This window comes from Nocardia sp. NPDC055050 (assembly GCF_053608345.1).
Window position 1 is genome coordinate 73,526 of sequence record NZ_JBSGVG010000005.1, and the last position, 13,233, is coordinate 86,758.

A 13,233-nucleotide genomic window follows, 5' to 3' on the forward strand; every position below is an offset into this window, starting at 1 on the left:
TCGTGGATGCCGTCGAGCCCCTGTGGGTCCGGCTGCATCGAGCCGATCGACGAGGTCGGCACCGCCAGGATGTTTGCCCGGCTAGCCGGAATGGCCGGGCTGGTGCTCAGCTTCCCGGTACTGACCGTGGCCACCCCGAAGTCGCGGCGCGAGCAGTTGCAGCGCCGTTACGCCAGGGCGGCACTGAGTTGCCTCGGGATGCGATTACGCATCATCGACAATCGGATTCCCGAGCAGTCCTCGGCGGAGGGTTTCGCCGACACCGGCACCGCGGTGATGATCGTGGCCGGGCACATCGGCTGGGCGGATGTGGTGGCGCTGGCTGCGGTGCAGCCGGTCAGCTTCGTGGCCCGTGCCGACATGGTCGAGTGGCCGCTGCTGGGCAAACTCGCCAAGCTCACTCGCGTCATCCCGATCGAGCGGGCGCGACTGCGTGAACTGCCCGGCGTGGTCGGGCAGGTGGCCGACCGGCTGTCCGCCGGTAACCGGATCGTCGTCTTCCCCGAGGGCACCACTTGGTGCGGCCGGGCCTACGGTTCGATGCGGCCCGCCATGTTCCAGGCCGCCGTCGACACCACCACCCCGGTCCAGCCGGTGCGGCTGCGGTACCTGGACAGTGACGGAATGCCGTGCACCGTACCCGGTTTCGTCGGTACCGACACCTTCGCCGATTCCGCGAAGAGAGTGCTGCGCAGCAAGGGCATGATCGCCGAGATCGTGCTCGAGCCGCTCGAACACCCCGGACTGGATCGCCGGGATCTGGCCCGGCGCTGCGAGGCGGCGGTGCGGGGCACCGACCGTTCCCGCCACGGGGTGGCCGACACCCAGTGGATCGAAGCGGGCAATACCCGCGTGCAGGACCCCTCGATGGGGGAGCAGGGGGAGGTTCGCCGACCGGCTAGGGCTACTGCCTGGTAACCATTCTCGGCCGGAATCATCGACTGCCGGAGACCGCGTTCGCGGTCTCCGGTTTTGTCGTCTGTGTCGGAGGAATCGTCACGGACGTGCAGGTCGGCGACGGGCCGACAAATAGTGGGAATGTGAAAAGCTCGTGTCCGCTCGGAGATGTTTCGTCCTGCGTATGACCTGCGTATGAGCTGTGTAACAAACTGGCCAGTCGGCTATACCCATCGGTGTGTACGTTGAAACGATCAAATTGCCACTGCGCCGAAATTGATGAGATATTTGCGGTACCGTCACGCAGGATTTTTCCGATACCCCGTGTAGCCGAGAGTCCAGGCGATGGTCGAGATGTGCGATCGCAAGGGTGATCCATGGTGAAGGGAAGCCTTTCCGGTGACTGAGCAAGCTTCTGGCGTACGCCGTCGCGCCGCGCGCCGAATCCGCCGCGCGCCCGTGACGTCCACGTTGCCGCGCCTCCTGCTGGCCGCCGTCGAGCGTGCCCCCGAGGCGCCCGCGTTGCGATTTGCCGGGCAGACCCTCACCTACACCGAACTGGACCAGTGGTCGTCGCGTCTGGCCAGGGTGCTGATCGCCCGCGGCCTCGGCCCCGGTGATCGGTTCGTCCTCGCGCTGACCCGCTCGATCGAGTCCGTGGTCGCGGTCTGGGCGGCCGCCAAGTCCGGCGCCACCTTCGTGCCCGTCGATCCCCGCTACCCGGCCGAACGGGTGGCCCATATGCTCGCCGACTCCGGTGCCGCGTTCGGGCTGGCCACGGCGGCGGACGCGGCCCGGCTCGACGCCGGGATCCAGTGGCTCGCCCTCGATTCCGACGAGTTCGGCGTCGAATGCGCCGCGATGTCGGACGAACCCGTGAGCGCGGGCGAACGCGTCCGCAGGCTTTCCCCGGACGACCTCGCCTACATCATCTACACCTCCGGCTCGACCGGCGTCCCCAAGGGGGTCGCGGTCACCCACACCGGTCTGGCCGGGCTGTGCGCCGAACAGGTCCGCCGCTTCGGCATCACCCCCGCCTCGCGCACGCTGCACTTCGCCTCGCCCAGCTTCGACGCCAGCATGCTGGAGATGCTGCTGGCGATCGGCGCGAGCGCGACGATGGTCATCGCGCCGCCCGATGTCTACGGTGGCGACGAACTGACCGAACTGCTGCGCGCCGAACGGGTGACCCACGCCTTCATCACACCCGCCGCCCTGGCCGGGCTCGACCCGGCGGCGCTGCCGGAACTGGCCGCGCTCGCCGTCGGCGGTGAGGCATATCCTCCCGAGTTGATCGCGCGGTGGGCGCCCGGCCGCGCGTTCTTCAATGTGTACGGCCCGACCGAGACCACCATCGTCTGCGCGATGAGCGATCGGCTGACCGCCGACGACGTGATCACCATGGGCGACACGATCCCTGGGATGACGGCACTGGTCCTCGACGCCCGCCTGCGCCCGGTTCCGGATCGGGTGCCCGGCGAGCTCTACCTGACGGGGGAAGGTCTGGCCCGCGGTTACCACGATCGCGCCGGGCTCACCGCGAGCAGATTCGTCGCCGACCCGCTCGGTCGCGGCAGGCTCTACCGCACCGGTGATCTGGTGCAGTGGGTTCCCGTGCCCGGCGGGGTCGGCCTGAAATTCCTCGGGCGCACCGACGCGCAGGTGAAGCTGCGTGGCTTCCGCATCGAACTCGGCGAGATCGACGCGCTGTTCGCCGCCGACGACACGGTGCGCTTCGCCGCCACGCTGATCCGGACGCTGCCCAGCGGGGAGAGCGCGCTCGTCTCCTACCTCGTCGCGGCCGCGGATGCCACGATCGACACGACGGCACTTATCCGGCTGGCCGAGCGGCGCCTGCCCCAGCACGCGGTGCCCGCCGCGATCGTGGTGCTCGACGAGGTGCCGTTGACGCCGGTCGGCAAGCTCGATCACCGGGCACTGCCCGCGCCGGAACTCGCCGCCCGCGAGTTCGAGGAGCCGCGCGGTGACACCGAGCGCACCGTGGCCGCGGTCTTCGCCGAACTGCTCGGCGCCGACCCGATCGGGCGCGGCGACGACTTCTTCGCTCTCGGCGGCAATTCGCTGCTCGCCACCCAGTTGGCCGGTCGGCTCGGTGCCGCGGTCGGGGTGCGGGTACCGGCCCGCACCGTGTTCGAGCACGGCACGGTGGCCGAGCTGGCCGGTGCCCTCGACGCGCTGGTCGGTGCCGCGTCGGCGCGGGTACCGCTGACCCGGCGCGAACGTGGTGCGCACGTCCCGCTGTCGCTCGCCCAGCAGCGCATGTGGTTCATGGCGCGGCTGGATCCCGACTCCAGTGCCTACAACATCCCGGTCGCGCTGCGGCTGTCCGGCCCGCTCGACACCGTCGCGCTCACCACCGCACTCGACGACGTGCTCGAGCGCCACGAGGTGCTGCGCACGGTGTACCCCGAGCACGAGGGCGCGGGTTTCCAGCAGGTGCTGCCCGTGGCGCAGGCCGGCCTCGACGTGGTGGTCGACCCGATCGCGGAAGCCGATCTGCCGGGCGCACTGGCCAGGCTGACATTCGGCGGATTCGACGTGTGCCGTCGAGTTCCCGTGCGCGCGGCCGTGTTCCGGCTCTCCGCGACCGACCATGTGCTGGCGGTGGTCGTGCACCACATCGCCACCGACGGCTTCTCGCTCGGCCCGCTGACGCGCGACCTGATGACCGCCTATGCCGCTCGTGCCGCCGGTGCGGCGCCCGGCTGGGCGCCGTTGCCCGTGCAGTACGCGGACTACACGCTCTGGCAGCAGGAAATGCTCGGCGCGGCAGACGATGCCGGCTCGCTGCTGGCCGAACAGCTCGGGTTCTGGCGCACCGCGCTCGCCGGTGCCCCGGCCCTGCTCGAGCTGCCCACCGACCGGCCGCGTCCGCCGGTGGCGGGAACTCGCGGTGCCGCAGAGGACTTCGCGGTGCCCGCCGAGGTGCATGCCGCGCTGGAAACCCTGGCGCGCGAACACAATGCCTCGCTGTTCATGGTCGTGCGCGCCGCGCTGTCGGTGCTGCTGGCGCGGGTCGCCGGTACCGAGGATGTCACCGTCGGCGCGCCGGTCGCGGGCCGTGGCGAACCCGAGCTCGACGATCTCGTCGGCATGTTCGTCAACACCATCGTGTTGCGCACCCGCGTCGACGCCGCCGAATCCTTCGCGGCCCTGCTCGATCGGGTTCGCGATATCGATCTGGCCGCCTTCGCCCACGCCGATGTGCCCTTCGAACGCCTTGTCGCCGAACTGGATCCGCCGCGCACCCAAGCACACCACCCGCTGTATCAGGTGGCGCTGTCGTTCCAGAACTTCGGCGCCACGCGCCTCGAACTGCCCGAGCTGACGGTGTCGGCGGTGGATCTGGGCGAGGAAGCGGCACCGGTAGATCTCCAGCTCACCGTTGTTCCGCTCGAGGACAATGACGGACCCGCCGGTCTGCGCTGCTCGTGGCGCTACGCCACCGACCTGTTCGACGCCTCGACCATGGCGACGCTCGGTGCCCGGCTGGCCGGGCTCCTGGCCGCGGCCGTCGCCGCGCCGCACCGGCCCGTCGGCGACCTGCCGGTGCTGACGGAAGCCGAGCTGACCGAGCCCTCCGGCGAGCTCCGGCTCGTCTCCGACGCGACGTTGCTCGACGAGTTCCAGGCCCGCGCCCAGCATCGTCCGGACGCACCCGCGGTCACTTTCGACGAGGTCACGGTGACCTACGGCGAGCTGGCCGGGCGCGTCAACCGGCTGGCCCGGCTGCTGGTCGCCGACGGCGTCGGCCCCGGAAGCACGGTGGGCGTGGCGATTCGGCCGTCGATCGATCTCGTCGTCGCCATGTACGCCGTGTTCGCGGCCGGTGGCGCCTACGTGCCGCTCGATCCCGATTCGCCCGCCGAACGCCGCGCCGACATCCTCGCCGCCGCACAGCCGGTCTGCCTGCTGACCACCACCGGCGACGCGATCACGGCCGACGGACTGCCGGTCGTCGAGGTGGACCGGGTCGCGCTGTCGCACTTCTCGGACGCCTGGCTGACCGACGCCGACCGGCTGCGCCCCCTGCACACCCTCGACCTGGCATATGTGATCTTCACGTCCGGTTCGACGGGTAAGCCGAAGGGCGTCGGCGTGCCGCACGCGGCGATCGTCAACCAGGCCGCGTTCATGGTCGGCGAGTACGGGGTGGGGGAGTCCGACACTGTCCTGCAGTCGATTCCGTTCACCTTCGATGCCTCGATGATCGGTTTCGCTTCCCCGTTGCGCGCCGGTGCGCACATGATCGTGGCCGCCACGCAGGGGCTCACCGATCCCGCTTACCTCGCCGAACTCGTTGCCCGTCATCGTGTTACCGGCACGACGATCGTGCCCTCGGTCCTGCAGATGCTGCTGGATTCCGCGCCCACCGGCGCCCTGCGTTCGCTGCGCGCGGTGTGGGTCGGCGGTGAGGCGCTGCCGAACGCCACCATCGAACGCTTCACCACCGTCACCGCGGGTCGTCTGCACAATCTGTACGGCCCCACCGAGGCCACCGTGTCGATCACCGGCGCCGATGTGACCGAGGTGGGCGACGGCATCGTTCCGATCGGCTTGCCGCACTGGAATTCTCGTGCCTACGTGCTCGACGCGCGGCTGCGGCCGGTGCCGGTCGGCACGCCCGGCGAGCTGTACCTGGCCGGCGCGCAACTGGCTCGCGGCTACCTCGGCAGCCCCGACAAGACGATGGAGCGATTCGTCGCCGACCCGTACGGTCCCGTCGGTGAGCGCATGTACCGCACCGGCGATCTGGTGCGCAGACTCCCGTCCGGTGACCTGACCTACCTGGGCCGCACCGACGTTCAGCTCAAACTGCACGGCCTGCGCATCGAACCCGGCGAGATCGAGGCGGCGCTGCGCACGCATCCGGCGGTCGCGGGCGCGGCGGTCGCGGTGCATCACGAACAGCTGGTCGGCTACGTGACACCCCTCGACGCGTCGGTCGACACCGTCGAGGTGCTGGCGACCATTCGAACCCTGTTGCCCCCGTACATGATTCCGCACCGTCTGGTGGTGCTCGACGAGTTCCCGCTCGGTGCCACCGGCAAGCTCGACCGCAAGGCGCTGCCGGCGCCCGCCGTGGAGATCCGCGAATACCAGGCACCGGCCACCGCCGACGAGCAGATCGTCGCCTCGGCGATCGCCGGAGTACTCGACCTCGAACGAGTCGGCCGTGACGACGACTTCTTCGTCCTCGGTGGCACCTCGCTCGCGGCGATCCGGGTGCGCGCCACCCTCGCCGAGCAACTGGGCATCGAGGTGCCGCTGCGCCTGCTGTTCAGCTATCCGCTGGTCAGCGACCTGGCGCTGGCTTTGCGCGACGAGTCGTCGGCCTCGGCCGCCGGTCCTGATCCGGCCGTGGACGCGATCCTCGACCCGTCGATCGACCTCACCGGCTGCGCGCCCCAGCGCACCGGCGCACCGGCCACGCTGCTGCTCACCGGCGCCACCGGGTTCCTCGGCAGCTTCCTGCTGCGCGAACTCCTCGAACAGACGTCGGCGACCGTTCACTGCCTGGTCCGCGCCACCGATGACGCGGGCGCGGTGGATCGCGTGGTCTCCACCGCCGCGAAGTACCGCATCGATCTGCGGCCCTATCGCGACCGAATCGTCGGCGTCCCCGGCGATCTCGCGCAGCCGAACCTCGGCATGGACCCACTGCGCTTCGCCGAACTCGCCGCCAGGGCCGACGCGATCTATCACAACGGCGCGCTGGTGAACCACCTCGAGCCGTACGCACGGATGCGAGCGGCCAATGTCTGCGGCACCACCGAGGTGTTGCGCCTGGCCACCACCACCAGGGTCAAGCCGATCCACTATGTGTCGACCCTGTCGGTGCTGGCGGGGGTCCCGCAGGACAACGGGGTGCCCGCGGGTCTGCCCGGCTACGCGATGACCAAGTGGGTCGCCGAGCAGCTCGTGCACGCCGCGATCGAGCGTGGCGTTCCCATCGCCGTCTACCGCCCCGGCTTGATCACCGGCGACTCCCGCACGGGCGTCGCCCCCGCCGAGGACGCCTGGTGGACGATGTTGCGGTCCATGCTGGTGCTCGGGGTGGCTGTCGATGTGCGGGCGATCGCCATCGAGATGGCCCCGGTCGACCATGTCGCGGCGGGGATCGTCAGCCGATCTCGCCAGGCGGCGGCCATCGGCAACATCTTCCGGGCCTCCGGTGCGCAGGTGCCGCTGCAAGTCGTCTACGAGGAGATCCGCAGTCGCGGTTACCGTTTCGACTTCATCGACCCGATGGAATTCGGCCTCCAGCTCTCCACCGCGGCCGAACGCCAGGACGCGGACCCCATCCTGGCGCGGGCTTCGGCACTGAGCGGCAACTACGCGGCCGCCCTCGCCAAGGCGAATCCGGCGGCGGTGCTCACCCGCGTGGAATCGGCCCCCGCCGAACCCTTCCGCGGCCTGCCGATCGAGTTCCCCGCGGTCGACGCCGCGGTCATCGCCCGCTACTTCGACCACTACATCGACATCGGCTTCTTCCCGGCGCCCGGAGCGGACCATCTCACGCACGCGTGAGCGGGAGCTCGCCGAGGTTCCCGCAGGAGCACCGGGCTCCTGCGGGAATCAGCATTACTTCGCGTAGTCGTAGAACCCGCGACCGGTCTTGCGGCCCAGTCGGCCCGCGTCCACCATCCGGCGCAGCAGCGCGGGCGGGGCGAGATGCGGCTCGGCGAACTCCGCGTAGAGCGACTCCGACGCCGCGAGGGCGATGTCGAGGCCGACGGTGTCGAGCAGCGTCAGCGGGCCCATCGGGTAGCCGCAGCCGCCCTTCATCGCCGCGTCGATGTCCTCGGCGGTGGCGTAGCCCGACTCGAGCATCCGGATCGCCGAACACAGGTAGGGGATGAGCAGCGCGTTGACGATGAACCCGGAGCGGTCACCGGCCTGCACGGCCATCTTGCCCAGGGTGTTCTTCACGTAGTCGGTGACGGCCACGGCCGCTTCCGGCGCGGTCACCAGGGTCGAGATGATCTCGACCAGCGGCATCACCGGCACCGGGTTGAAGAAGTGCACGCCCACGACCCGCTCGGGCCGCTCGGTCGCCCCGGCCACCTTGATCACGGGGATCGAGGAGGTGTTGGTGGCGAGGATGCCCTCGGGCTTCACGATCTTGTCCAGCTTGCCGAAGATCTCGTACTTGAGCGCCTCGATCTCCGGCGCGGCCTCGATCACCAGGTCACGATCGGCGAACTCGTCCATGTCCAGGGTGACGCGCACCCGCGCGAGCACCGCGTCGGCCTCGTCCTGGGTGATCTTGCCCTTGGTCACACCACGGGCGATCGAGGTGGCGATTCGGTTCTTGGCCGCCTCGGCGAACTCCGGCTTCGTCTCGAGCACGAGCACCGAGCTGCCCGCCTTGGCGCACACCTCCGCGATCCCCGCGCCCATCGTGCCGCCACCGATTACACCGATCAACTCCACTGGAGAACTCCCAACATCGCATTGCCCTGGCTGTCCCGGAGATTATTTCACCCGGGCTGGCACTCAGTGCCACAGGCTGCCGGAACGTGAGCTATCGCACCAGCTGGACGCGACGCTGACCAGGGCATTCGTCAGCGAGCCGACTCACTTACCCGCCGGGTACACGGCGTCGACTTCGACCTCGACCAACCATCCCGCCACCGGCAGGCTCGCCACTTCCAGGGCGAAGCGGCTCGGTCGTGCCGCGTTGCGGACCAGCGGTGCGGCCGGGGCAGCGGTGCCGAGGGGGACCAGCTCGGTGTCGCCGGTGGTGAGGTTCGTATTGGCGAAGAACTGCCGGTAGGCGCGGTTCCAGCCGGCGTAGTCGGCACGGTCGGTGCCGGGCGCGTTGTCGAGGAACACCCGCATGGTGATCACGTCGTCCAGGGTCAGGCCCTGGGCTTCGAGGTTCTCCCGGATTCTGGCCAGCACCGACATGCCCTGCGCTTCGGTGACGGTGACACCGGCGGGCAGCTTCGCGTCCGCGAACTGCTGGGTGTCTATGAAGGATTCGGGGCTGCCGGTGGGCGCGGCCTTGTTGGTGGCGGTGGGGCCGAGGCCGCTGGTCTTGTAGACGGTAGCGTCGGCGGCGATCGTCACGCCTTGGGCGATCATCGGATTCGCCTGTCCCGCTTCGAGAACCGAGGTACTCGGCGCAGTGGACGGCTGCGACTCGGCCGGGTCGGCCGAGCAGGAGGTGAGGGTCAGCGCCGCGAGGGCCGTCACGGCCAGCGTGATCGTCGTCTTCATGGTCGATACTCCTTGTCGGGGTGAGAGATTCAGGCGGCAACGCGGGCGTGCAGGGCGGTCACCACGTCGCGGGCGGAGGTGAAGGCGCCGTGCTGCCAGGCGATCGCGTTGGACAGGTGGTCACCGGCGAAGTAGATGTGCTCCACGGGGGCAAGGAGTTTGGTGTATTCGGGGGTGGCCTCACCGCCGTGGGAATTGCTGCCCGACCAGCCGACCCACGCACCCTCGGAATACTTGGTTCGCCGCCAGCTGCCGGAGAACGACGAGGCGATGTCTGCGCGGTACTTGTCGCCGTGGATCGCTGCGCCCTCGTCGACGGCCTTCGTCAGACGTTGCCGGTGGGTGAGTGATTCGAAGGCCTGATGACGTTTGCCGGTGTTGTAGTAGCCGACCACCACGCCACGGTCGCCGTTGTAGTGGTCGTAGGGGAACATGATCTGCGCGATGTCCTTGTCGGTATTGCTCGCGCCGCCGTAGATCCGGTCGTCGAGCTCCCACCAGCGGCGCGAGTATTCGATGCCGAGCTTGCCGGAGGACACCGGGATCGCGGCTTTCAGCGCGGTGAGCACATCGGCGGGCAGGTTGTTGGCCAGGCGACCGACGAGATGGGGCGGCAGCGTGCAGATGCAGTAGTCGGCATCGAGGGACTTGCGCGCGCCGTCCTGGGTGTACTCGATCCGCACACCCTCGGGGGTGTTCTTCATCGCCGACACCTCGGCACCGAAATGGATTCGCTGCGTGCCGATCTCGCGCTGGAAGGCGGCGTAGATGCGGTCCATGCCACCGACCGGGGTCATCATCATCATGGCCTGGTCGTAGCCGAATTCGAAGCTGAAATTGCGGCCGAGACCGCTGCGGATCGTGTCGGACATCGGGAACGGTTTCGGCTGTTCGCCGAAGTTCAGACCCGCCCCGGGTTCGGAGGTGTAGCCGCGCCGCGTCGAGCCGAGATAGCGGCCGTCACTGGAGAGGTCGCCGAAATCGCGCAGGAACGACGACAGCGCTTCCTTGTCGGCGCCGGAGAGCACGTCGTCGAGTGCGCCCCGCGTCGCGGCCTTCTGCAACAGCTCGGACATGTAGCCGTACATGTCGGCCTTGGCGGCGCGGTACTGCACCGACTGCCCGGAGATCGAGGTGCCGCTCTGATAGTTGACCAAGGTGGACGCGTTCTGATTGCCGAACGGCTGGATCTCGACACCGAGTTCGCGACAGTAGTCGAGGGTGATGTGGCCCTGCGGGATTCGCGTGGCGCCCAGATTGAAGTAGTGCCCTTCGGCGAAGGTGCAGCTCTGGGTTTCGCCGTTGAGATCGGTTTCGGTGGTGCCGTTGCGCACCGACCACACCCGTCCGCCCGCTCGCTTCCTGGCTTCGAGCACGGTCACGTCGTATCCGGCCTTGCCCAGCTCGTAGGCCGCGCACAACCCCGCGGGGCCGCCGCCGAGGATCGCAACCTTCGCGCCCCCGTCGCCCTTGCCGATGAGGTCGCCCATGGCGGGCGAGCGGAACGACACCTGCGCCGTGGCGGGCGCGAGGCCGAGGGTCGACATCGCGCCGTAGGCGAGGCCGGCACCACCGGTGATGCCGAGACTCTGCATGAATGATCTTCTGGTGACTGCCATGGGTAGCTCCGTCCGCCGCGATATCCGTTCTGCGACAGCGTCCGTCGACGGTGGGTCGGTGCCGCTACGCCGCGGAAAACGTTCACCGATCGGCGAGTGAGATCCGCCGCGGTCGCTTTCTCGCTCGGTGACCATCGCCCCGACTCGCGCCCGCAATACCGCCGAAACCAGGTCTGGATATCCTCGCCCGCACCGACAACGCTGGGAGGTGTGTGGTGACGGCACTGGCCGACGCGGTCGCGCGCTCGTTCGCGGCCGGGGAACCCGAGCGCCCCGCGGTGTCGCCGTTGCGTGCGCTGGGGCGCAGACAACTGCCGGGTGTGGCGTTGCTCGGCCAGTCGATCGCGACCACCGCGCCCGCCGCGTCGATGGTGCTGTTGCCGGTCACGATGCTCACCCACGACGCCCTGCTGCCCGGCCTGGTGACGATCGTCATCGCGACGCTGGTCATCACGCTGATCGCGTACTGCGTCGCACAGTTCACCCGGCGGCTGTCCGCGGCGGGTGGGCTCTACACCTTCGTCAGCCACGGCGCCGGACCGCGTGCGGCGCTGACCTGTGGCGTCGGAATGCTCGTGAAGTACCTGGGCAGTGCGTCGCTGACGATGTATCACGGGTCGCAGACCGCTCTCGCCTTGGCAGCGCAGCTGGGAATCACGTTGCGCGGCTGGCAGATCGGGGCCGTCTATCTCGGCATCGCGGTGCTGATCGGCGCGGTGCTGGTGCGTGGTGTGCGGTTCGCCGCGATCGCGATTCTGGCGGTCGAGGCGTGTTCGCTGGCCTTCATCATCGGCCTCATGCTGGTGTCGGGGCCTGCTGTCGCGATCACCCCGGCCGCGCCGAATGTTCCCGCGGTGCTGGCCATCGCGATGTCGGCGCTGTTCGCGCTCGCGGGCTTCGAGAGCGCCACGTTCTTCGCACCGGAGACGCGGCGTCCGCTGGTCACCGTGACCCGTACGGTGCTGCTCACCCCGGTGCTGTGCGGGGCGCTGTTCATCTTCGCGTCGTGGGCGGCCTGGTCCGGGCATGCGGGAACGGTGGTGAACGCGTATCTGCACGGGACGGCGAGTGGGTCGAGTCTGCTCGTGGTGATCCTGCTCGACGCGGGGCTGACCTGCTCGTGGCTCGGGTCGTCGATGGCTTCGTCGAACGCCGCGTCGCGACTGCTGTATTCGATGAGTGTGGAGGGTGTGCTGCCGCGCCTGCTGAGCCGGGTCGGTCCGCGGTTGCGGACCCCGCACGTGGCGTTGGTGCTGATCATCGGCATCGTCGCGACGGCCGGTTCGGGTTTCGTCGCGCTCGACGGTGTGCCCGCCGCGGCCAAGACCGTCATGCGCACGGCGCTCGCGGTGTCCTACATCCTGGTCGCGGTGGGTGCGGTGCTGTTGCTCGGCCGTATCCGCGAGCGCAGCCGCGTCGACCTCGTCGCCGGCTGGGTCGGCAGTGGGGTGCTCGCCGCGGTGCTGGTCTGTCTGACGGTGTCGGACGCGAGCGACGGTGTGGTGGTCGCGCCCGCGACGGTGCTCGCGGTGCTGCTGGCCGGTGCTGCCTGGTACCGCTGTCTGCGGGACAGCTGTCCCGAAAGTCTCACGGCCATCGGTGTTTTCGACAGTCCCGAATCCGCTGACGTGCTGCCCGGCGCCGGGGTGTTCGCCGTCAACGCCCGCGGCGCGATGGCCCTGGTAGGGGCGGACCGCGGCGAACAGTGACAACGACGACCCGCCGCGACGGCCCGACCGGGCACGAGCCGAGGGCTGTCCAGAAGGCCCTCGCTCTGCTCGAGGCGGTAGCGCAGCTGGGTTCGGGCGCCACCGCGAAGGACATCGCCGCGCAGACCGGCATCGCCCCCGCCACCGCGTACCGCCTCCTGAATCTCCTCGTCGCCGACGGCTACCTGGTGCGGATCGAGGACCTGTCCGGTTTCGCTCTCGGCCGCCGTACTCGTGAGCTCGCCGGAGCCGCCGCTCCCGAGCCTGTCTCCGGCAATCACCGGATCCTCGGTGAAGTGCGCGCCCAGTTGCGTTTCGGCATCCATCTCGCCTCCTTCGCCGGCGGCCGGATCAGGATGGTCGACAAGGACCCCGACCATGAGCTGAGTGGGGAGAAGGTGCTGCTCGCCTGCCCGCACGCCTCGGCCATCGGCAAGATCCTGTTGGCGCGGTACCCGGACTTCGCGGCCGAGGCCACGCTGCGCAAGATCACCACCTTCACTATCACCGACGCCGCCGATCTCGCCGCTGAGCTACGCCGAGTCGCCGCGGACGCCGTGGCCGTCGAGGTGAACGAATGCCGCCTCGGCCGCAGCGCCGTCGCCGTCCCGATCCGCACCGCCGACGGCACGGTCACCGGTGCCCTGGCCGCGATCGGCAAGACCGGCCGCCTGCCCGTGCACGATCGCGACCTCATCGACTTGCTCACGTCGGCGGCCGATCAGCTGACACTGTGACCGCACACCCGAGGCCCGGCGATC

General features: G+C 69.4%; 7 protein-coding genes. 4 read left to right on the plus strand and 3 right to left on the minus strand.

What is annotated here, in order from left to right; genetic code table 11:
* Positions 1-6 precede the first annotated feature (6 nt).
* Together ACWGCN_RS07340 and ACWGCN_RS07345 are read left to right on the plus strand one after the other, a co-directional pair.
* On the plus strand, positions 7-918 hold the full coding sequence (locus ACWGCN_RS07340; RefSeq protein ID WP_379315289.1) for a lysophospholipid acyltransferase family protein: 912 nt from the start codon (positions 7-9) through the stop codon (positions 916-918).
* 378 nt (positions 919-1,296) lie between these two features.
* A complete protein-coding gene (locus ACWGCN_RS07345) occupies positions 1,297-7,449 on the plus strand; it encodes an amino acid adenylation domain-containing protein (RefSeq protein ID WP_452458425.1) in 6,153 nt (2,050 codons plus the stop codon).
* 54 nt (positions 7,450-7,503) lie between these two features.
* Here ACWGCN_RS07345 and ACWGCN_RS07350 read toward each other — a convergent pair whose 3' ends face one another.
* From ACWGCN_RS07350 to ACWGCN_RS07360, 3 genes are all read right to left on the minus strand, one after another.
* Positions 7,504-8,355: a 3-hydroxybutyryl-CoA dehydrogenase gene (locus tag ACWGCN_RS07350; RefSeq protein WP_378991562.1), complete on the minus strand. Its 852-nt coding sequence runs from the start codon at positions 8,353-8,355 to the stop codon at positions 7,504-7,506.
* A gap of 144 nt (positions 8,356-8,499) precedes the next feature.
* Complete coding sequence (locus tag ACWGCN_RS07355; protein ID WP_379315268.1) at positions 8,500-9,144, minus strand: Rid family hydrolase; 645 nt, start codon at positions 9,142-9,144, stop codon at positions 8,500-8,502.
* Positions 9,145-9,173: 29 nt separating this feature from the next.
* On the minus strand, positions 9,174-10,739 hold the full coding sequence (locus ACWGCN_RS07360) for a flavin monoamine oxidase family protein (RefSeq protein WP_452458427.1): 1,566 nt from the start codon (positions 10,737-10,739) through the stop codon (positions 9,174-9,176).
* A gap of 239 nt (positions 10,740-10,978) precedes the next feature.
* Between ACWGCN_RS07360 and ACWGCN_RS07365 the strand changes: the two genes are divergently transcribed.
* Both ACWGCN_RS07365 and ACWGCN_RS07370 read left to right on the plus strand, forming a co-directional pair.
* The gene (locus ACWGCN_RS07365) at positions 10,979-12,472 is read left to right on the plus strand and encodes an APC family permease (RefSeq protein WP_452458424.1); all 1,494 of its coding nucleotides are present in this window, start codon (positions 10,979-10,981) and stop codon (positions 12,470-12,472) included.
* Entirely contained in the window at positions 12,469-13,209 is a 741-nt protein-coding gene (locus tag ACWGCN_RS07370) for an IclR family transcriptional regulator (protein WP_452458423.1), read from the plus strand. The genes ACWGCN_RS07365 and ACWGCN_RS07370 overlap by 4 nt, the downstream gene beginning before the upstream one ends.
* Positions 13,210-13,233 lie beyond the last annotated feature (24 nt).